Source organism: Flavobacterium sp. J49 (genome assembly GCF_011742145.1).
GTDB lineage: Bacteria > Bacteroidota > Bacteroidia > Flavobacteriales > Flavobacteriaceae > Flavobacterium.
The window spans coordinates 601,783-623,153 of the sequence record NZ_JAAQQU010000104.1 but is presented as its reverse complement, the minus strand read 5'-3'; the positions used below and the strand labels follow the sequence as shown (position 1 = coordinate 623,153).

23 protein-coding genes and 1 tRNA gene are annotated in these 21,371 nt (G+C 33.8%); 10 read left to right on the top strand and 14 right to left on the bottom strand.

The features are described 5' to 3' along the window. Window positions 1-32 precede the first annotated feature (32 nt). A complete protein-coding gene (locus tag HA632_RS09370) occupies window positions 33-1,298 on the top strand; it encodes a Y-family DNA polymerase (protein ID WP_176306914.1) in 1,266 nt (421 codons plus the stop codon). A gap of 100 nt (window positions 1,299-1,398) precedes the next feature. After that, complete coding sequence (locus tag HA632_RS09365) at window positions 1,399-1,833, top strand: LexA family transcriptional regulator (protein ID WP_176306913.1); 435 nt, start codon at window positions 1,399-1,401, stop codon at window positions 1,831-1,833. A gap of 257 nt (window positions 1,834-2,090) precedes the next feature. On the opposite strand, the gene HA632_RS09360 is transcribed toward HA632_RS09365, so the two are convergent. The 3 genes from HA632_RS09360 to HA632_RS09350 are packed head-to-tail and all read right to left on the bottom strand — an operon-like array spanning window position 2,091 to window position 3,883. Then, a complete protein-coding gene (locus tag HA632_RS09360; RefSeq protein ID WP_176306912.1) occupies window positions 2,091-2,579 on the bottom strand; it encodes a hypothetical protein in 489 nt (162 codons plus the stop codon). Window positions 2,580-2,581: 2 nt separating this feature from the next. Continuing rightward, window positions 2,582-3,619: a fibrobacter succinogenes major paralogous domain-containing protein gene (locus tag HA632_RS09355; RefSeq protein ID WP_176306911.1), complete on the bottom strand. Its 1,038-nt coding sequence runs from the start codon at window positions 3,617-3,619 to the stop codon at window positions 2,582-2,584. 6 nt (window positions 3,620-3,625) lie between these two features. Then, window positions 3,626-3,883: a hypothetical protein gene (locus HA632_RS09350; protein ID WP_176306910.1), complete on the bottom strand. Its 258-nt coding sequence runs from the start codon at window positions 3,881-3,883 to the stop codon at window positions 3,626-3,628. 163 nt (window positions 3,884-4,046) lie between these two features. Between HA632_RS09350 and HA632_RS09345 the strand changes: the two genes are divergently transcribed. Further along, window positions 4,047-4,262 carry a helix-turn-helix domain-containing protein gene (locus HA632_RS09345; RefSeq protein WP_176306909.1) on the top strand — a complete coding sequence of 72 codons (216 nt, stop codon included), beginning with the start codon at window positions 4,047-4,049 and terminating at the stop codon, window positions 4,260-4,262. Between the two features lie 97 nt (window positions 4,263-4,359). On the opposite strand, the gene HA632_RS09340 is transcribed toward HA632_RS09345, so the two are convergent. Then, a complete protein-coding gene (locus HA632_RS09340) occupies window positions 4,360-4,812 on the bottom strand; it encodes a JAB domain-containing protein (RefSeq protein ID WP_176306908.1) in 453 nt (150 codons plus the stop codon). A 72-nt stretch (window positions 4,813-4,884) separates the two neighbouring features. Next, the gene (locus HA632_RS09335) at window positions 4,885-5,286 is read right to left on the bottom strand and encodes a hypothetical protein (RefSeq protein WP_176306907.1); all 402 of its coding nucleotides are present in this window, start codon (window positions 5,284-5,286) and stop codon (window positions 4,885-4,887) included. A gap of 283 nt (window positions 5,287-5,569) precedes the next feature. Here HA632_RS09335 and HA632_RS09330 point away from each other — a divergent pair, with 283 nt between their 5' ends. The 6 genes from HA632_RS09330 to HA632_RS09305 all read left to right on the top strand — a co-directional run bounded on the left by HA632_RS09330 (window position 5,570) and on the right by HA632_RS09305 (window position 10,438). Next, the gene (locus HA632_RS09330) at window positions 5,570-5,860 is read left to right on the top strand and encodes a helix-turn-helix domain-containing protein (RefSeq protein WP_176306906.1); all 291 of its coding nucleotides are present in this window, start codon (window positions 5,570-5,572) and stop codon (window positions 5,858-5,860) included. Between the two features lie 5 nt (window positions 5,861-5,865). Then, the gene (locus HA632_RS09325) at window positions 5,866-6,918 is read left to right on the top strand and encodes a DNA methyltransferase (protein ID WP_176306905.1); all 1,053 of its coding nucleotides are present in this window, start codon (window positions 5,866-5,868) and stop codon (window positions 6,916-6,918) included. Beyond that, window positions 6,906-7,739, top strand: a complete 834-nt coding sequence (locus tag HA632_RS09320) for a site-specific DNA-methyltransferase (RefSeq protein WP_176306904.1) — start codon at window positions 6,906-6,908, stop codon at window positions 7,737-7,739. Before HA632_RS09325 ends, HA632_RS09320 begins: the two co-directional genes overlap by 13 nt. Then, on the top strand, window positions 7,736-8,185 hold the full coding sequence (locus tag HA632_RS09315) for a hypothetical protein (RefSeq protein WP_176306903.1): 450 nt from the start codon (window positions 7,736-7,738) through the stop codon (window positions 8,183-8,185). Before HA632_RS09320 ends, HA632_RS09315 begins: the two co-directional genes overlap by 4 nt. 103 nt (window positions 8,186-8,288) lie before the next feature. Further along, a complete protein-coding gene (locus HA632_RS09310; protein ID WP_176306902.1) occupies window positions 8,289-9,368 on the top strand; it encodes a hypothetical protein in 1,080 nt (359 codons plus the stop codon). Between the two features lie 86 nt (window positions 9,369-9,454). Further along, window positions 9,455-10,438 (top strand): hypothetical protein, encoded by a 984-nt coding sequence (locus HA632_RS09305; protein ID WP_176306901.1) that lies wholly within the window; start codon window positions 9,455-9,457, stop codon window positions 10,436-10,438. Between the two features lie 158 nt (window positions 10,439-10,596). Here HA632_RS09305 and HA632_RS09300 read toward each other — a convergent pair whose 3' ends face one another. From HA632_RS09300 to HA632_RS09260, 9 genes are all read right to left on the bottom strand, one after another. Next, a complete protein-coding gene (locus HA632_RS09300; protein WP_217902845.1) occupies window positions 10,597-11,628 on the bottom strand; it encodes a DUF3871 family protein in 1,032 nt (343 codons plus the stop codon). Further along, entirely contained in the window at window positions 11,597-12,469 is an 873-nt protein-coding gene (locus HA632_RS09295) for an AAA family ATPase (RefSeq protein WP_176306899.1), read from the bottom strand. Before HA632_RS09295 ends, HA632_RS09300 begins: the two co-directional genes overlap by 32 nt. Window positions 12,470-12,529: 60 nt before the next feature. Continuing rightward, window positions 12,530-13,747 (bottom strand): site-specific integrase, encoded by a 1,218-nt coding sequence (locus tag HA632_RS09290; protein ID WP_176306898.1) that lies wholly within the window; start codon window positions 13,745-13,747, stop codon window positions 12,530-12,532. 75 nt (window positions 13,748-13,822) lie between these two features. Beyond that, complete coding sequence (locus HA632_RS09285; protein WP_176306897.1) at window positions 13,823-15,109, bottom strand: DUF3987 domain-containing protein; 1,287 nt, start codon at window positions 15,107-15,109, stop codon at window positions 13,823-13,825. An 11-nt stretch (window positions 15,110-15,120) separates the two neighbouring features. Further along, window positions 15,121-15,327, bottom strand: a complete 207-nt coding sequence (locus HA632_RS09280; RefSeq protein ID WP_176306896.1) for a helix-turn-helix domain-containing protein — start codon at window positions 15,325-15,327, stop codon at window positions 15,121-15,123. A 98-nt stretch (window positions 15,328-15,425) separates the two neighbouring features. Further along, window positions 15,426-16,256: a hypothetical protein gene (locus HA632_RS09275; RefSeq protein ID WP_176306895.1), complete on the bottom strand. Its 831-nt coding sequence runs from the start codon at window positions 16,254-16,256 to the stop codon at window positions 15,426-15,428. A gap of 94 nt (window positions 16,257-16,350) precedes the next feature. Beyond that, window positions 16,351-16,424: transfer RNA gene (locus tag HA632_RS09270), tRNA-Asn, on the bottom strand. An 83-nt stretch (window positions 16,425-16,507) separates the two neighbouring features. Continuing rightward, window positions 16,508-17,857: an RIP metalloprotease RseP gene (rseP, locus tag HA632_RS09265; protein ID WP_176306894.1), complete on the bottom strand. Its 1,350-nt coding sequence runs from the start codon at window positions 17,855-17,857 to the stop codon at window positions 16,508-16,510. A gap of 101 nt (window positions 17,858-17,958) precedes the next feature. Then, on the bottom strand, window positions 17,959-19,875 hold the full coding sequence (locus tag HA632_RS09260; protein ID WP_176306893.1) for a M1 family aminopeptidase: 1,917 nt from the start codon (window positions 19,873-19,875) through the stop codon (window positions 17,959-17,961). Between the two features lie 175 nt (window positions 19,876-20,050). Here HA632_RS09260 and serS point away from each other — a divergent pair, with 175 nt between their 5' ends. Beyond that, window positions 20,051-21,322: a serine--tRNA ligase gene (gene serS / locus HA632_RS09255; protein WP_176306892.1), complete on the top strand. Its 1,272-nt coding sequence runs from the start codon at window positions 20,051-20,053 to the stop codon at window positions 21,320-21,322. Window positions 21,323-21,371: the final 49 nt, after the last annotated feature.

The window sequence follows — 21,371 nt, the reverse complement described above, 5'->3', positions numbered from 1 at the left end:
AAAAACTATCGACTATTGCGTAATTTTATACCATGTATGCTTTAGTCGATTGCAATAACTTTTATGCTTCCTGCGAACGTGTTTTTCAGCCTAAGTTGGTCGGAAAACCAATTGTTATTTTGTCCAATAACGACGGCTGCATCATTTCCCGAAGCGATGAAGCCAAAGCACTCGGCATTCCGATGGGCGCGCCCGAATTCAAAGTACGACAAGAACTCAAAGCCAAAAACATACAAGTCTTTTCTTCCAATTATCCTTTGTATGGCGATTTGAGCAACCGCGTGATGAAAATACTCGAAGGTTTTACGCCACATGTCGAACCTTACAGCATCGATGAAGCGTTTATGAATTTTGACGGTATAAAAATACCCGACTTTCACGACTATGGTTTGCAAATGAAAAGCCGCATCATGAAGTGGTTGAGTATTCCGGTTTCCGTGGGTTTTGCCGAAACCAAAGCGCTTTCCAAAGTCGCCAATAAAATCGCCCGTAAGTTCCCCGAAAAAACCAAAGGTGTCTACGTGATCGATTCGGAAGAAAAGCGCGTAAAAGCCTTGAAATGGACCAAAATCGAAGACGTTTGGGGCATTGGCTTCCGCCTGACCAAAAAGATGAAGGCAAAGAACATCAATACCGCCTACGATTTTACCTTACCTCAGCACGAAACCTTTATCAAGACCACAATGGGTGTGGTGGGTTTACGGCTGAAATATGAACTCGAAGGCCTATCGGTGTTAGGATTAGAAGAACCCAAAGACAAAAAAAACATCGCCATTACCCGAAGCTTTGCCGGAAACATCACGACGCTTGATGAAATGAAAGAACGCGTTTCAACCTTTGCCACGGTTTGTGCCGAAAAGCTACGCAAACAAAAATCCTGTTGCCATGGCGTAATCCTGTATTTGAGAAAAGACAAATACAAAACCGAGAGAGAACGCTACAATTTCTACCGTATGGAAACGCTGCCGTTTGCCAGCAATTCTTCCATCACCATTAGCAACCTGGCTGTAAAAATGCTGAAAGAAGTGTTTGAAGCAGGCGAAATCTATAAAAAAGCTGGCGTCATTGTAACCAACATCATCCCCGAAAACCAAAAGCAGTTCCATTTGTTTGAAGAAGAAAACCCCAAACATTTAAAACTCATGAAAGTGATGGATGACTATTATAAAAAAACAGGCGAACGCAAAATCCGATTGGCCAACCAAGACCTGCAAAAAACCTGGAAAATGAAACAAGACCATTTATCCCCTAAATACACAACCGAATTTAACGATATTCTGAAAATCCCCTGCCGGTAATCCAATCAAGGTCACTTGAAGTGCCATCACTTCGAGTGTTTTTGGCCCAACAAAGCCATTAGAAAAAATAATATCTTAGCCAAAAATGTATCGAGAAGCCATGTCAAAAAAAAGCAACCTCACCTTCTTCAAACCCGATTTCGACAACTCGAGAACGCTGCCCTATTTTGAAGGCGGTATCAAAGCCGGTTTCCCTTCACCGGCCGCTGATTTTGAAGGAACCCAAATTAGTTTAGACAAAGTATTGGTCAAAAACTTCGAGGCTACCTTTTACGCCAAAGCCGACGGCACTTCAATGATAGGTGCCGGTATCGACGACGGCGACATTATGGTCATCGACCGCAGCATAGAACCTATAGACGGCAAAATTGCGGTATGCCTCATTGACGGAGAATTCACCGTAAAAAGAATCAAAGTAGAAAAAGACGCACTATACCTCATGCCCGAAAACAAAGCATTCCAACCGATTAAAATTGCCGAAGACAATAAATTGGTTATTTGGGGAATAGTTACTTATGTGATTAAGAGTGTATAAAATAAAAAAGCCTGATACTTTCGTATCAGGCTTTCTTTTTGCTCCCCCTCTTGGGCTCGAACCAAGGACCCTCTGATTAACAGAAGGCTTTATTTCTTTTTTAAAATTTAGCATTCTTCATCATAACTTGATATTTATCAGACATTTAAAAATCAAAACGCATATTATTTCTTAGCATTATTTTTCTTTTTTTATCCTATTCTTTCAAGATGTTATTTGACCCTAATTCGACCCAAAATTTCAAATTGTTTAAAAAGTTATTTTTGCAATTCATTTTTATACTTAGTTAGTAATGGTCGAAAAGTTTTTTCAAACACAATAAATTCTTTGAAATCACTAAGCTCAATTTTAATTTCTAACTCTTTTGATACAATTATTTTATTTCCTTCAATTTTACCCTCTTCCCATTCAAAATGGGAGCAATAAAAATGTTCTGCATATTGATAAACGTTTTCATAATCAATTAGCCACTCTATAACCTCTTCATCATTTTCTTGGTCTAAGAGTTTGTATTTATTATTGGCTTCAATTATGGTTTGTTCGTGTTCTAAAAAACTAACTAGATTTTTAAATTCTTGAAAAGCCCATATTAACTCTTGCATACAGAAATCACTGTATGTTTGTTTGGCTATGGTTTTATAGTGTTTTTTATACCAAGCTACATATTCTACTTTTGAAGGGATATATCCTGATGTTGGGTTTATTTCATCTAAAATTCTGAGGTAATGATTAGAATAATTTTTCAATTTTAATCTTTTATGCAACGAACTGAAAAACCAAAAGTAAATGAAGTATTTCCAGCAATTGTAGAACCACCATTATAAAATAATTGTTGATTATATGCTCCTGACCCTCCTCCATTTAAAGTAGAACTCATCCAAATACCCCTATCGCCTTTGTTGACAAAAATACCACTTACATCTCTATTTCCTCCTGGTAATCCATTGAATCCACTTTCATTATTTGCTGCTGTATTTGGGGAATTCCAGAGCCCCGTGCCTGATTGAATAGTTCCAATAGATTTTAATTTACCACCAACGGTATTTCCGCTTCCTAAACAATTCACTAAATCAGTCCACTCTTGAAGAGTTGGTATATGCCAACCTACAGGAGCGAGTTTTTTTCTTAATGCAGGGTTATTTGCAGAATTAGCATCATAAATACCTGCAACAGCATACCAATTATATAATTTACCATAAATAGGTCCATTACTAGCGTCATTATTATAATAGCACCAGGCTCCAGTAGTTAGATTTGCCCATTGTGAGGGGTCAGTAACTTGGGGTATGGGTGTACCATCAGTATACTTAGACACATTCAAATTAGATTTAGTAAAAGTTAATGATAAAGAACAATTGCTAACGCTTTCATAAACATTCCCATCTACATCTGTAACATTAATACCTTGAATGTTAAAAGCTGATGATGTAATTGTGTATTCATTTGAATAATTAATTGAGTTCCCTACTGAGTTAAAAGAATAAATTCTGTAAGTATAACTAGTATTAGGTTGAACAGTTAAATCATTATAGGAGGTAATATTTTCGGTAGTTTGTCCAATCAATGAAAAATTTCCATTTATTGTTTTTCTCTCAATTTTAAAACCCGTTTCATTAGTTGAGTTATCAGTCCATGTTAAAACTATTTGGCTGCTAGCAGGATTATTGCCTGTTAAATTTGTAGGATTTAATGGAACAAAGGTAGTTGTTGAATTATTACCATCGTCTGAAGTAGAGCACCCTAATAAAAGAGTAAAGCTCAATACAAGTAAAATTAAATTTTTCATTTCTTATTATTTCAATCCCTCCCAACAGGTATATCCCTCAGGATTAGCTTGCCATTTAGCTTGATAATACAGGAAAGTAGCTTCATTAACTTCTAATTCTGTTTCTCCACAAGTATCCGGATTTAATGTCCCTCTGTATATTGTATAAGTCCCTGCTCCTGAAGTTCCTCCACATACAATTTCGTTGCATGAAGAGTTGTCATCTTTTGAACAGGATAATGTTGAAATCATTATTAATCCTAATAAAATTATTTTTTTTGTCATTTGGTTTTGTTTTAAGTTTATAAATGTAAATTAATTAAAAACTAGTTTTTTACGGTTTTCCGCATTATTTAAAATAAAAATTATAGTTATCATGAGTGATAACCATTCTGAACAAAAATAGAACAAATTTTGAGTTATCAAATAATACAACTCAAAAAGTTCAATGTCAGACAATTCTATTCAAATAAATGTTGGTAAGCAAATTCAAAAACTCAGGGAGTTTAAAGGCTTATCTCAACAGGATTTAGCTGCGAAATGCAATTTTGAAAAGAGCAACATGTCTAGATTGGAAGCGGGAAAAGTTAACCCAACACTTTCTACTTTAGAGAAAGTTGCTAAAGCACTTGACGTTTCCATAGTTGAACTTTTTAGCTTTTAAAGCAACTAATATAAAAAAGCTATTAACATTATATGTTGTTTTTAATGAAAAATTGAAAATCCTCCAAAATAAGGAGTGTTTTAACAACCTTACACTTTCAACTTAACTTTCCTTCATTAGAAAAGCTATAAAAACCATTTTTACTTATAATTAGATGATCTAATATGTTAATACCTAGTAACTCTGCACATTTGCCGATACTCTTAGTCAAAGTAATATCAGTTTCACTAGGCAAAAGTTTGCCGCTTGGATGATTATGACACATTATAATTCCAGAAGCATTGCATTTTAAAGCTACTGCAAAAATTAATCTTTGGTCAACAACAGTTCCTGTTATTCCTCCTTTGGATAATGGATATATTCCCAATACTTCATTAGCCCTGTTTAATAACAAGATTTTAAACTCCTCTTGCAATTCTATTGTATCTAAGTTCCAAGATGCTAGTAAAACATTATAAGCATCTTCCCCTGATTTGATTTTTACTTTAGGAGTATCGCTAGTACTATAAGCTACTTTTATTTCAGACACATTTAATAGCGTTTTTTTCATTTCCGTTTATAATTAGGTTAAAAAAATAAAAAAGTAAATAACCTATGCCTGATTGAGACATAGGTTGTTTTTCTAATGTACTAACTGACCATTAGTTGAGAATGTATTCCCTGTTGGAGCATTACTCATAAATTCTTCAATGGTAGTTTTACTTTTCTCTGGTGTTTGAATTGGAGCTTCTTGCTCAACGTATTCAAATCTGTGTGAAAGTGAAATGACTTCACCAGTATCTTTGATGGTGTACTCATACGCTTCACATTCTACTTTTCTAACAGATCCTGGCAGTTCTGTTCCAATTAATGATTGACAAGTAAGCTCATCAAAAGTACATGACATATTTGCTTTTCTTGCTGTCATATAAAGCTTTCCTGTTTCTTGGGATTTCACTACTTCAATCCCACCTTGAAGTTCTAGAGTAAAGAATTCTTTTCCTTCCTCTGTTGTTCTTTTTTGATAGTTTACAATTCTGACCATCTTTTCTAGTTTTTGAGTTAAACATTAAGATTTTGCACAACACTTTTCCAGATAAAAACTCTTGGCTTTCAACTCAAGATAAATTTACCTGCAGAAAATTATTATGCTAGACACAACACCAGGGGGGCATTGTAATCACTAAGGATTGGTGGGGGTTTTGACACAAGGAGGGTTGCGCTTAAAAAAATTTAAAAAAATAGTTTAATCAATGTTGATAAATAATTAGATTTTCATGAGTTCTTGTTAAGGATTTGACTAAATTTGTCAATTCTAATTTTGTCTAATGGATACTGTTGGTTATAAAATAAGGGAAAGTCGAAAATCAAAAGGTTTGCTTTTAAGACAACTATCGGCGTCTTTAGATATGGATGTTGCCATATTGAGTAAAATTGAAAGAGGGGAAAGAACTCCAACAAAACAACAACTAATTAAAATTGCTAAAGCACTTGTAATTAATGAAAAAGAATTAATAAATACTCTATTGGCAGAATCAATTCTTAATGAATTGTCTGGTAACGAAAATCCTATTGAAGTTTTGAAAATTGTTCAAAAAGAATTAAAGAAATCCAAATAATTAATATGTCTCAAACAGAAAACATAGAATTTGTAATTAAGGAACTTACATCAGTCAATAACCCTAATTCAGTTCATGGAATTTACCCATATCGCGGAAAAATATCTGCCTTAGATGCTGATCAGATTTTAAAACAAATACCCGAAGGAAGTGTTGTTCTTGATCCTTTTTGTGGTTCAGGGACTATTGTTTATGAGGGCTTGAAATATGGACACAAGACAATTGGTACTGATTTAAATCCAATAGCTGTTTTTCTTGCAAAAGGGAAAGTTAACATTCCAGATTCATTTGATTCTATCCAATCTGAAGTTATAGCATTAATTGAAAATGCAAAGACATTATCAAAGTATAATATGGTAAAAGAAAGTGCTAGTAAACATTTTCATGAAGATACGATTGATGAAATTTCAAGAGTATCGGTATTTTTCGAGTCAATGTCAGACTATGTTAAAGCTTGTTTCTTAGGTACAATATGTCTTACTGCAAGAGGTTGCAATCATTATATGTGGACATCGAGTACAGTGGGAAAGGATATTAATCCAAAAAGATATATCAACTTTTATGAAAAACTTATACAAAAAGTAAAAAAACATTTTTATCCACTTAACAGGAATAGTGCAATTTATGAGTTAGATGCACGTAAACTTTCTGAAAAAATTGAAATCGAATCAGTTGACTATGTATTTACAAGTCCTCCTTATTTTGATTGTCTAGATTATACCGCTTACTATGCAAAAATAATATACGACATATTAGACTTTGATAGGATAAAAATCAGAGAAGGTTTGATACAAACTTTTAAAGAATATGAATTAGACATGAAACTTGTATTTGAAGAACTTTATAAGGTTTGTAAGAAAGGTGCAAAAATAATATTTGTTGTAGGTGATAAGAAAATACATGGAAAATTGATAAACGGCGGGGAGTTTTTTAATTCATTATCTCCATTTAAAAATGTCAAGTTTTTAGAGAGATCTTACACCGGAACGAGCTCTCAAGTTTTTGACAAATTAAATGATACAAAAAGAAAAGAACAAATAGTTATATGGGAAAAATAAAGATCAAGGATAACCAAAAACACTTAATAAACGGTGCTGAAATTTACATCGGAAATTCAAGCAGAATGTCGGAGTTGGCCGATAATTCAGTTAACTTAATAATAACTAGTCCACCTTATTGGACTCTAAAAGACTATGAAAATGAAGAACAAATTGGATTAGGTAGTAATTCTTACGATCATTATTTAGATGAATTAAATAAAGTTTGGTTAGAATGCGTTAGAGTTCTGGCTCCAGATGGCAAATTATGCATTAATATAATGCCTTTCTTGTTAACTGGTAAAGCTGCAAGATTTGAAAGACGTGAAACTAGACTTGTACTTGGAGATATTGAAAATTTTTTGAATAAAACGAACGAAATGTTTCAATTTGGTCTATACATATGGGACAAAAGAAAAATTACACGATTTAGCTCGTTTGGCAGCTATCCTTATCCTCCAAATATCTTTTCAACTTACCCATATGAATGGATAACAGTTTTTTCAAAAAAAGGATCTAGAAAAAAAGTAAGTCCTGAAATTAAAGAAAAATCAAAACTTACTACCAAAGAATGGCAAGATTGGGCTATTAATTCGATTTGGGAAATGCAACCTGCCAAAGCCAAATCAGAAGGACATCCCGCCCCCTTTCCTGAAGAACTGCCTCGCCGCTTAATTAAGTTATATAGCTTTTATGGCGACACTGTATTAGATCCTTTTGCAGGAACAGGTACTACAGCAAAAGTATCTTTAGAGTTAGGAAGAAAAGCCATAGGCTTCGAACTAAACCCCGAGTATCTTCCATTAATAAATAGAAAACTTGAAAAAGTATTATCAAAATGATTATAGAACTTAATACAAAATCAAATTTTGAAGATATTGCATTAGACAAGACAAATGGGGTTTATCGAAAGTATATAATTAATGAGTTATCAAAAAACAAACTTGACAAGATTGTTTTGACTTCACATTTATTTCAATCAAAGCAGAATAAAAATCCTTTTATTGAGGTAAAATATGATTTTGGAAGAAGGAATAAAAGACTTGAAATAGTTTATAAAGAAAATTTGTCTATAACAATATGTAAGATAACAAACATGAGTGAGTTTGATAAAGACTGTTTAGAATTAATTGCAGTCATTGAAGACATGAAAAACAAACAAGTTATGATGAATTTTAGAATTAATGGTACTTTGATATTCATGGATAACTACAATAGAGAAATTGTTGAAACTTATCTAAACAATCAAAACACACATTTTAACCATGTATTAATTTCCGAAATTTAAAATGGCTTATTTAATAAATAGGAATCCTCCGGCGCGTCTTCATTGTTTACATGCACTTTGTAAATTCATTAAAAGCAAATATGGCACTAAGCAATCGTTTAGAATGTCTGAAATTAAATATGATTCAGAATCAATTAACATTCATTCATTCTGCGAATTATTGATTGAAAACAACGCCGTTAATATTAGATATTGCCGTTATAAAGAAAATCCATTTAATACTTCTGGTTGTTCTTTAACAAATGGAATTTCAGATGACACAACAAAATCAAAGGAAGTAAGTAACACTGTAAACTCATTGCATGCATTAGGTTTTTTAGAAAGGTCTGGCAACAATTTACAATTAACAGAAAATGGTTGTGATTTTTCAAACACCGATTTCAATAGTCCTGAAATGTTGGATATTATAAGAAAGTCAGTGTTAAAATACGGATTATTTATTGGTGTTTTGTACCAAATTCATTGTCTAGGTAAAGACACTTTTGATACAAGCGAAATAAATGTTGGTTACCCAAAAGCAAATGAAAAACTTCTTTACAATGGAAATTTTGTAACAATTTCTAGCGGATCTGAGGATGATAGTAACACTCGAACAAAATCTTGCATATTGGCATGGGCAACAACTGCTGGTTTCATTTATCCTATTCCACTTTTGGGTGATTTAAACACTAACAATCCACACATTTCTTCATCTGATTACATTTTACAAAGCAGTAGGAATTTAAGAAAGTATAAAGTATTAGAAATCCCAAATAAATTATTTTCTGGGGAATTCATTACCGAAAAACCATTCGACTATAAAAATCTGACCAAAAATGTTGGTGCTTTACGAGAGAATAATCAGCAGTCAATAAGAGAACTGACTATGCAAGTGGAGCCGAAAATTCAAAACAGGAGATTTGCTGTTCTTTATATTCTAAATAAAGCATTTAATCAGAAAGCAAGTGTATCTCTTAATACGCTCGTTTCTTTTATGCTTGATTATGAAGCCTACTTTGTTATTGAAAAAGAAAGAATGTACCATACAATGTGTGAAGAAATTAATATTGCTATAATTTCAGGTTTGCTATTTGAAATAAAAGGGAGTGATATTATCCACCCTTTAACTGGTGTTAATATAAACGAGTTAAGCTTAAATGCACCAAACGAATTAGTTAATATTTTAGATACATTTATATTATAATGAACAATAGTAAGAAAGTGTGCTTATATAATTACGAGAGTAAATTACCCCCGTGTGTAATATTACGAGTAAATAAGTATAGTTATTTGAATGATTTGATTAATGACAATAAATCAAAAACAAGTGATATTGCTATTGCATTGAAAATTGAATGTATAGAGTTTAAAGGCGACCATATCGACATAAAAAATGAAAATTGTATCAATTGTATGTTTTGTGTTTTTGGCTGCCCTGGGAATAAAATAGAAATTCATAATGACTTTTCGTTAAGAGCCATGTGCTCTAATTTTTCTGTTGACTATGAAAATAAGTTAGGCCTATCAATTTTAGACAAATTATTCTCAGGTAATTTTATTGAACTTCCATCAATTAGACTCAATCAATTTAAAGTTAAATATAAGTCATTTGAAGAATTTACAAGTAAAGATGAAACAACTAATATTTCTGTTTGGGGAGCAAACACTTTGAAGTACTTATCAACTTCTAAAAACCCCCGTATTGGACTAGAAGTAGGCATGAGGATAAATAAAAGAGATCGTGGTGGTCGTCTAGATATATGTTTGCTCAACAATAATTTATTATTTGTTGCAGAAGCAAAAGTCAGCTTTGACAAAATGATGAATGAGGGAAGATATGAGTCACAATTACTTGCTTATGAAGAAGAACTTATTTCTGGCACATCAAATACTGACATTTCTTTCTTCAAATTTCTACTAATTGGCGGTAAAGAATCCGATTTATTACCCCCCAACAATATTGGTTGCACATCAAAAGTAGGAAATCGCTCTCAGACTTTTTATGATATAGTTCTAAAAAACAATTTCTTCTTTATTTCATCTAACGCATTATTATCACTCTCACTTTTGAAACTTTTTAAAGGGGATGAGTTTTCTTTAGAGAATATTTATGATAAAATATTTCAAAAAGGTGTTATTGGACTGCTCTCATGCGGCCTTGTTTATCATAATGGAGAGAGTTTTGAAATCATTTCTCTTTCAGATAAAATAGAAAATACAAAAAATTACAAAATTGATAACAGTTCAAATTTTGATATTGCAGCCGAACCCTGAACTTAATTATTTAATTACTAAACCCATTTGATCATCGAAAACACTAAAATCCAAATTATTACAAAAAATCACGTTTTTATTTATTAGAAAACCTCAAATTCTGGAAAAGCAGCCAGAAAAAAAATCCCCAACTCCTAATTAAAGAAGTTGGGTGATTATCATCCCAAAAACCAAGAATAAGGAGAATTCCTATCTGCTTGGGCTTTAGAGATTCCATTTACAAAATTGGTTGCGTTTATACCTTTTTCAAGAAAATCATTTATGTAAGAGCTACTTTTATTAGCCCCAGTTAAAAGGTTAAACATTTTCCAAAGGTCAATTTCACCATTACAATCACTCTTAAAGTTAATATCTTCAAAATACGCCTTAGAGATAGCATTAATTTGTCCGTCATTGAATAACAATTCGGGAATTATAGATTTAGTTTCTTTTGGCAAATGTTGATATATCCTGCTTCTCCCAATTAATTGACAAAATTGACTTTGAGTAAGCGAGTAATTTTCTAAATCTCTCATTTGAGCTACATGATTATTCATGTTATAGGAGTTTAGAAGATTGTAAATTTGAATTTTTAACTCTTCTAAACTAAATACTTTTACATCCAATAACGCCCCATCTGTAGAAACAGCGGTATTCGTGCACACATGATTAACAAAGCCGGCAAATAATTTAAATCTTTCTGCCGTTTTTTTGCTGTAAAGATTTTGATTGTGAAATGAACGAACAGCTCCAACAACCAATGATAGAGTATTTCCGCCAACAACCATTGTTATTGAAGGTATTTCAATTGCTACAGCAATTCGTTCCCAATAAATAGTTTCATCATGTGGTAACAGTTCTGCTTTAGGCTTTTTTAAAGCCTCCTGGATACGCCCTAAAATTTTATGAGAGACCCTTATTTCAGGATTCATTATTTTCTCACCAATGTAAAAGTTTGCTACGCATTCCTGCAAGGCTAAAATAAAATCATAATGAGAAATCGTTACAGAATTGCATCGGGCAAAGACGGGCGTAATGCACTCAATCTTTAAATGATCCATAGAAACTGATTCACAATTTGACTCAATAAAAGGGGATTTAGCTACAATTTGAGGTGTACTCTTAGAAGAAGAAATTGCATTTTCTTCTTCCAAGAGTATCTCTGGATTGTGGACAGTATTAACTGGTGTGAGGGTGAGTATATTGTCCATTTGGAATAACATTAGTAGTTAAACTATTCAAAAATTTTTCATGTTCAGTAAATTCTGCGGCAACTGATTTTGATAGCTCAGGATATTTGTTAAATAACTCTCTTAATTCGGATTTGTTTTTACATTCCGTTATTTTTTTCAAGAGGTTATTTAAATTCATTACATCATTCATTGTTGCCCAATTAATTAGGCGCTTCCCTGTTGCTGAGCTAATTACAAATTCAGGTTTATTCATGTACAAACCAGTCCGATCCTTACTAGCCTTAGCGAGATGTTGCTCATTAATAATTTCAAAATTTAATGTCAGTTCAAATTCAAATCCTTCCTTGGTCACCTCTTTAGTGCCTAATTTAGTTACCTTCATTCTTCCATTTAAATCTGTGTCTAAACTGTATTCAATTTTTCTTCTAACACAGGTGATAATGTGACATTTTGATAAAATGATACTATCAATAAATGCTTGATGTCTTGGAGTTACCTTTGCCCAATCTTGCCATCTGCCTCCTAATTGCTCGTGAATTTCTAAACACCCTCCACTGCCAGACCATTCATGCGAGATTGAATCCAAGATTATAAGTTGCATACCTGAATTTTCTGCTAGTTTTATAGCTTCAATATATTTTTCAGGAGTAAACGGCGCTTCAATCTCAATTACATTGAATTGCCCCAAGTGACTGTATAAAGAAGCTGATGATTCAGAATCTATAACACATATTTTTGACCAATCATTTGTCATTCCAAATCCCATTTGCAATGCAGAATAAGTTTTACCAAATCCTGATGCTGCTGAAATTCCTATTCTTAATTTTACCTCTGAACGAGATGCTTGTTTTATTTTCATATGAAATTAATATTAGTTGTTATCAATTGTTTTTAAATTTTTAGATGAAACTGAACTTTGTTAAAGATTAAAGTTTAATAACTTTTCATTTTCAAAATCAATTTCTTCGGTTTCAAAATCTTTCAAATAGCTATTTGTTATTTCTACAGAGGAATGGCCCATACTCTGGGAGATTTTCTCTACACTAACACCGAGTTGTTTTAAGTTAGTCGCATAGGAATGGCGAATTACATACGAAGTGACATTTTTTGCAACTTTTGCAACTTTTGCAAGTTCTTTCAATTCCTTATTAAACCGTTTTAGTGTTTTTTGTTTCCTGTTTTCAATTTGCATAGGAGTTAAATCATCTCTTAGTAGAATCGGAAAAACATACTCTGTTGCTCTATTTTGGTTTAAATAGTAGTCCAATATCTTTTTAACTGGAGGTAGTATTTTAACTTTAAACACCGTTTTTGTCTTTGAACGTATGTAAACGATATAATCATCTTGAATGTTTTCTTTTTTTAACTTTAGAACATCTATCCAATTAATACCTCTTACAAAATAGCTAAACACAAAGTAGTTTTTGGTGTTAATTAAATCAGGTCTATCAGATAAATCTACCTCAATAATCCTCTTGACTTCATCCCTAGTCAATGCTCGTTTTATCCCTTTCCCTTTTAATTTTGAAATTTTATACTTGTCAAAAGGATAATGATCATTACTGACTATGCCATTGCGTATAGCAGAATTGAATAGCGCTCTTAAGGCTCTCATTTTAAATGCAATTCCAGAATCTTGATTGTTTCTGTTTCGTAAGTATGCTTCATACTTTTCAAGCAGAGTGACATTTAACCCTTTAAAAGTTAAATCTCTGTCTGAATGAAACTTAAAAAACGAATTGCAGGTATCAAGATAGCTTTTTGAATTGCCTAGACGATTAGACAGTTTCATTCTCTGGATAACATCTTGAAAATGTTCAAATACAGTTATTCTTGAATTTTGTTTGTCGCCCTTAAATAATTTTTCAAATTCATTTAACGTAAAATCAATCCCTTCTTCTATGAAATCATCTATAATTTTTAAAGCTCTCTGTTTGATATTCATCAAAATGAGATTTCTTTTTTGGAAATTTGGATGAGTTTTTTTGAGTTCTTGACCAGTCCAATCAGATTTGTTACAACTTATCCCTGTATAGATAACTTTCGCTTTTCCATCTTTAATTACCTGAAGTACTATTGGATAGGTAAAGTCAGACCTGGGCTTGTTTTTTAATAATAATTTTACACTTGTTGCCATCTTTTAATTTTTTTATTAGTGATTTTTGCAACTTTTGCAACTTTTGCAATTGTTGCAACTTTTGCAATCGATACATCATTTTCCAATTTGTTCATAAATCCCATTTGAGGTTTTTGATAAAAAATTACACTCTGTTAATTTTTTTAGCATATAGTCAAGAGTTCGGGTAGAAACACTCTCCTGTTCTGCATATACTACAGCTTCCGCTCTTGTAAATTTTTTGTTCATCCTAGCAAGGAATTGAGTTTCTCTGACGGTTAGTTCAATTTTCCCATTATGTAACAAGTTTGATACATGCATAGAGTGATCTAGAATTGTTCTCATTAATTCAAATGCTATCACATAATCTGCATCATCACAAACAATATTCTCCGGAAAAGTTTCTAAATCTTTATTTCTAATGATTGTTAAAATCATACATATCCGAAAGAGAATAAGTCCTTGCCTTTTGATGATTGACAGTACATCACTTCTGTTTTGATTTATGAAAAGTTCTGTCACATAGCCCATATCTTTATTAAACTGTTCCCATTGTGAATCACTTAACCTTATTTCAACTTCTGAACCGCTATTTTGAAGTTTTTGATAAAGATTTGAAATTTCATCGGAGACTATTGAGAATAAAGCGTTGTAGTCAATTTTTATCCCTCTTGGGGAAACATCTTTCCAACCCATAATATCATCAAAAGCATAAAAAATGAACCTGCTAAACAATCCGTTTTCTTTGGAATTTATTAATGGTTTTACTTGATTAGGAGTTCCGGAGATAACTAGAGAAAGTTGAGGATATCGCACTTCAATAAACTTATCATCTGTTTCTCTACTGATTGAAATGGTTTCATGATGAAAAGCTTTTCTCATTATATCCGAAAAATTTCCCCAATCCTGTTTTAGCATCACAGAAATTGTATCTGCTTCAGTTTCAAAAATCAAAATCCCATGAGGTGCATTTTTCAAATGTTTGTAGATTTTTGAGCTACTTACATTTCCTGGAATTAATTTCACTTCCAACTCAGGACATTTTATACTTTGGTTTTTCGTGGTCTTTTTTTCTGATTCACATTCAGAAATGTTATTACGACTTAACTCTAAAATATTTTGGTGAATTTTTTCGATTAATACTTTGGATTTATTCATTACTCCTTTTCCTGAAGCTGCTGGAGCCACAATCAATAAGTATAAATTTGATGAATACTTGTTGCCATCATAATTGCCATAGACTTTAGGCAACGCTGCACTTAGAACTCCTAAAGAAGAAAGAAGCACAACATCTTTTTCTCTCCCTGTAAAAGGTTCTGTTAATTCCGATAAAACTTTTGGTAGTTTTTGATATACTATTTCAGGTAAAAAATCAGTTTCCATTTCCTAAGTTTTTATAGATTAGAACTAATTTCAATACCCATTGCTCCCTTGTGAGTCATAAAACTCAAAAGGTCTTCTTCCTTGAAGAACAATTTGCCTTTGGGTTTGTAAAATCGAATTTGTTTAGAAGCTGTTAGCTTGTATAATGTGGATTTGGAAATCCCTAAATAAATAGTAGCTTCTTTGAAGGTTAAAAATTTTGATTGATTCGTGTTCATAATTTTTTATTTAAAATTTGAACACAAATATTTCTCAAAATGTTAGTATGAATTTGAAACAGAAATTTGGAGTTTTTTAAAAATTCTGTTTCAATTTTTTAAAACGTATACCTGTCTGGTCTTTTAAGGTAATTTCGAAGATTATTTATATCAGATAGAGAAACTAAATTTTTTAGATCAGTTAAGATAATTTCATAGGATTTAGCATTTATGCTTATCTGAGATAAATGAAGAATTGAGCCAACAAATCTCAAATCTCTATTGCTAATTTTAGCATTAGACTGCTTTTCTCTGATTATGAAATCATATAGTCCTAATATAGTTTCATACTTAAAATATTCATCCAATAAAGAAAATTTTTGAGGGTGATAATTATCTAAAATAAGTTGCTTTTTAACATCAAAGTTTTCTAATGTAAGACCATATTTAAAAATCAATGCATCCATTATGTCACGGATGAAAAACATATTCTTAAAAGTAGTATTGCTGTCGGTTTTTATTGAAATAGCTTGAATATTATTTGCATCCAATAGGTAAGTGCGTATGATTTTTAATAGCATAGTAACATCCTTGTACAAATTTTGAAAATCAATATTCATTCTATCACTATTGTCAAAAGGTGTCTCGTAAAGGGTTATATATTCTTTTTGAATAGAACATACCAATACATAAAAATCAAGCTTTTTATCTTCTAAATGGTAACGTTTTAATAAATAATCAATTAATACAGTAGTTCTATTTGAAATTGCTATCGAACTATAATTGCTTTTGAAGATTTCAAGGAAAGAAGGATTATTAAAGAATGTTGTTATAAAGGATAAATCACTGTTTTCAATATTAAATGAGGAAATCAATCTTTCATTTTGAGGTAATTGATAACTTCCATTAATATTAAGCTCTTTGTAAAAATATGTGTTTGAATTGGTCATGTTGGTAAAAGTAGTAATAAATGATTTTCGACCCTAATTCGACCCACCAAAACAAAAAAGCCCTCACATTGCTGTGAAGGCTTTCAGTTGCTTGCTCCCCCTCTTGGGCTCGAACCAAGGACCCTCTGATTAACAGTCAGATGCTCTAACCAACTGAGCTAAGGAGGAAGATGTTATATCTTTTAAGCGGTTGCAAAGATAGAACGAATTTTATTTTTTGCAAATAAAAACGAATAAAATTTCAAAAAATATTACTTGCCTACAATTGCCTTGTAAATATCATTCCCGTTGGCAAACAACAATAAAGAAATAAGTAATACAAACCCAACCAATTGCGCTTTCTCTAAGAACTTGTCACTTGGTTTACGACCCGAAATTATTTCATACAACAAGAACATCACATGACCACCATCAAGCGCCGGAATCGGTAATAAATTCATTACCCCTAACATAATTGACAACAAAGCAGTAATGTTCCAAAAGGCTTCCCAACTCCATGAATTAGGGAAAATATTAAAGATAGCCGCAAAACCTCCTACTTCTTTATAAGCTTCTGTCTTAGGGTTAAAAATGGTCATCAGGTTTTCTCCGTAACCAATTAAAGTTTCAGCCCCCACGCGAAGACCAACAGGAATAGATTCAAAAAAACCATATTCGTGTTTGTTTACTTTGTATAAATTCAATTTCTCAATATTCGACAACGGAATTCTGTTCGGATAAACTACCCCTAACTTAGCACTGTCATTAAATTTTATCGTAGTAGCCACCAATTGATTGTCTCTTTTAACAACAACCGGAACCGTTTGTCCTTTGAACTTATCAAATTCCGAGATGATTTCATCTGCATAACGAACCGGTTTGCCGTTGAAACTCGTAATGATATCTTTGGATTTTAAAGTACTGTTGTTCGGCGAACTTTTGCTTACCTCACTTACTACAAAAGGAATCCTCAATTCGACCAAAGAGTGTTTTCTTCCCGAATTACTTATCTGATTAATGATATTTATAGGGAACTTTATCGTTTGCTGTTGCCCGTTTCGCTCAACAACAACCTCTCTGGCTGTATATAAATTTTTGGCAAGGTCATTAAAACGATCCATCGGCTTGCCGTTAATGGAAACAATCTTGTCACCGGTTTTAATACCCGCTTTTTCAATAACCGGATTGGTAACCCAAACACCTTCTTTTAAGTCATTGTTGGCAATGAATTGCTCACCATAAGCATAAGCCATTCCGATGTAAATGATAAACGCCAAAATAAAATTCACTGTCACACCACCCAACATGATAATCAAACGTTGCCATGCCGGTTTAGAGCGGAATTCCCAAGGCTGTGGTTCCTGAGCCATTTGCTCGGTATCCATGCTCTCGTCAATCATCCCGGAGATTTTTACATAACCTCCTAATGGCAACCAACCAATACCATATTCTGTCTCGCCGATTTTCTTTTTCAGTAAAGAATATTTAATGTCAAAAAACAAGTAGAATTTCTCTACTCTTGTTTTAAATAATTTGGCCGGAATAAAATGTCCTAATTCGTGAAGTATAATTAATATTGATAAACTCAGTAAAAATTGAGATAGTTTGATTGCAATTTCCATTTCTTATTTGTCAGTTTCTTTTAAACGCACAAAAGTAAGGTTTTCACCTTACCCCTGCATACAATATTTGTTAAATATAGACCTGCCTGCCGGCAGGCAGGTTATTTTTTTATGAATTTTTTATGATAAGTTCCCGTTGTTGTTTGAATATCGATGTAATGAACCCCTGAAGACAATTGACTCACAGAAAAATCCACCGTATTGTTTTCTAAAACTTTCTGCCCAAGACTGTTGTAAACAGTAGCCTTTTCTAACACCAAAGAGGAAGGCATTTGAATGTGTAAAATATCAGCACTCGGATTAGGATAAAGCACTACTGCGTTATCCATACTAAAATCTTGGTTGCCCAAAGTCGCCGTCGAATTGGCTGAAATAATATGCTTTTCCGGGTCAAATGCAACTCCTGTTATCTCAAAAGGCACACTCATTATGAATTGTTCGCCGTTGACCGTATTGTTCAATACTAAATCTGCCTGCTGTCCTCCGGCACCATAAATTCTAACCGGAACCGGCATTTCAAAATACGTAACCGAGGCATCCGATTGGGTTTGATTGACCACAAACTTGGCCTGACCTGTTCCCCAGTTCTGAGCCGTAATGGTATAAGTAGGATATCCTTGATTGTAAATCCAATCTTGGAAAAATTCGGTTAAATCTTGTCCGTAAACTGCTTCCAAATGGGCTTTTAAATCAGTCGTAACGGCGTATTTGAAGGCCAAATTCGGATCGGCTAAATAGTTTCTTACCGCCTGGAAAAAATTAGTATCCCCCATTTTAAAACGCAACATTTCCAAAACCATCGCACCTTTGTTATAGCTCAACCGACTGCTGAAGATTCGACCCACATTAGTCGCCTGCGCATCGGTTAAATATACATTCCCTGCCGGACTCGAGGTAATAAAATCAATCATAGACGATTTTTGTGTAATAAAAGCATTCAACCCATCTAAATTTTCAATAGCCAATGCCGCCAAATAAGTGGCAAACCCTTCATTCAACCAAATGTCTTTCCAAGTACCGCAAGTGATTTTATCGCCAAACCATTGGTGGGCCAATTCATGAGCAATCAATCCACGACTGAAGCCTCCCATAAAAGAAACTGTAGTGTGCTCCATTCCGCCACCCCAACCAAATTGAGCATGACCATACTTTTCAGCATGAAAAGGATAAGTTTCAAACAAGTCTTCAAAAATATCCATAATCGGTAAGGTCTCTGCCAGGGAAACTACTGCCGAACTATAATCCTCAGGATAAATATAATTTACAATTGGAAAAGTATTGGGAGCCGTTCCCGCCGTTTGGGTAAAAACCTGATAATTGGTTACCGCAATTGCAACTAAGTAAGCCGGAATTGGATAACTGTGATGGAAATGGGTGGTTTTGTTGGCGCCGTTAATCACCGGTGCTTCAGGCTCAACACCATTGGCCACACTCACATACTGCGATGGTGCCGTGATATAAACATCAATGCTGTCTATTTTATCATTCAAATCTTGCTTACAAGGCCACCAATCACGAGCCCCAAAAGGTTCTGAAAGCGTCCAGATGATGGAAGCTCCGGCATGGGTAGATCTGGTAAACGCCTGCTCTCCTGTGGCCGGCGCTCCCGAATAGTTGATTTCTACCGTAGCAAAGCTGTTGGTTGTAAGTGTGGTCGGCAAAGTAATCACCAATTCCTCATTGGCATTTTGCACAAAACTTAAATTGGTCATCCCTTGTTTTACCGAACTCACCGTCAATTCATTGGTTAAATCAAAAGTCACGGTAGTCATGTCGCTCAAAGCTTTGAAAGTCGTCGTCACTTTTCCGGTTATGGCATACACTGCAGGATTGAGTGTAAATTCGAGTTTGCTGTAAGTAACATCGTAGTTTGCCGTATTGGGATTGACCTGAAAATTCATCACCTGTGAAGCCGATTTCATCTCCGACTCAGCTATCCTGCTGGTCTCAGAAACCCCTTCTTGGGCAAAAACAAAAGGAATTGTAAAATATAATATCAAAAAGTAGTACTTTTTCATAGTAAGCAATGATTTTTTTGCGAATATAACAATTATTGAAGTATCTGACTGTCAAAATAATGATAAATAAAAGACACACCGTTGATTGTAATTCTTTTAGACAAGCAAGTTTTTAGGTATCCGAAAGGTTTTATCAAACATTTCATTAAATTTGCGTGCTTATAAAGAAAATGACATGTTACAAATCAGTTACATCAGAGAGAACAAGGATAAAGTGATTGCCGCTTTGGCCAAAAGAAATATGGACGCTACAACGATAGTTGAAGAAGCCATTCAGTTAGATGAAAACAGAAGAAGCACGCAAGTAGCTCTCGACAATACTTTGGCAGAAGCCAATAAATTATCCGCTGCTATTGGTGAAATGATGAAAAACGGGGAAAAAGCCAAAGCCGAAATCTTAAAACAAAAAACAAGTCAACTCAAAGAAACCAGCAAAGAATTGGGTGAAAAATTAGAGGTTTTCACAGCCGAACTAACCCAAAAAATGTATTTGCTGCCCAACACGCCTGCCGATATCGTTCCGCCCGGCAAATCAGCCGAGGACAATATCAATGTTTTTCAAGAAGGCGATATACCGGTATTGCATGAAGGCGCTTTGCCTCATTGGGATTTGATTAAAAAATACGACATCATCGATTTCGAATTAGGAACTAAAATTACGGCTCCGGGATTCCCTGTTTACAAAGGAAAAGGTGCCAAATTACAACGCGCTTTGATTTCTTACTTTTTGGATAAAAATACCGAAGCCGGTTATCAAGAATTTCAAGTGCCTCACTTGGTAAATGAAGCTTCAGCCTATGGAACCGGACAATTACCGGATAAAGAAGGCCAAATGTACCACGATGCCAAAGACGATTTGTACTTAATTCCTACGGCCGAAGTTCCGGTGACCAATATTTACCGCGATGTAATCCTTCAGGAAAAAGACTTGCCGGTTTTGGCCACAGGTTATACGCCATGTTTCAGAAGAGAAGCAGGTTCTTGGGGCGCACACGTTCGCGGCTTGAACCGTTTGCACCAATTTGACAAAGTAGAAATCGTACGCATCGAGCATCCCGATAAATCTCACGAAGCCCTTGACGGCATGGTAGAACACGTAAAAAGCCTTCTTCAGGAATTGAAATTGCCTTATAGAATCTTACGCCTTTGTGGTGGTGATATGGGGTTTGCGTCGGCATTGACTTATGACTTTGAGGTGTTTTCAACCGCCCAAGACCGATGGTTGGAAATCTCTTCGGTATCAAACTTCGAAACGTTTCAGGCCAATCGTTTGAAATTGCGTTTCAAAGGAAAAGACGGAAAAACCCAATTGGCACATACCTTAAACGGAAGTTCATTGGCACTGCCAAGAGTTTTAGCCGGAATCATAGAAAATTACCAAACTCCGGAAGGCATTGTAATCCCGGAAGTATTGCGCCCTTACACCGGCTTTGATATCATTAACTAAATAAGTTAATCTTTAGCAAACAATGTACTAACGGAGCACAAAAAGTGTT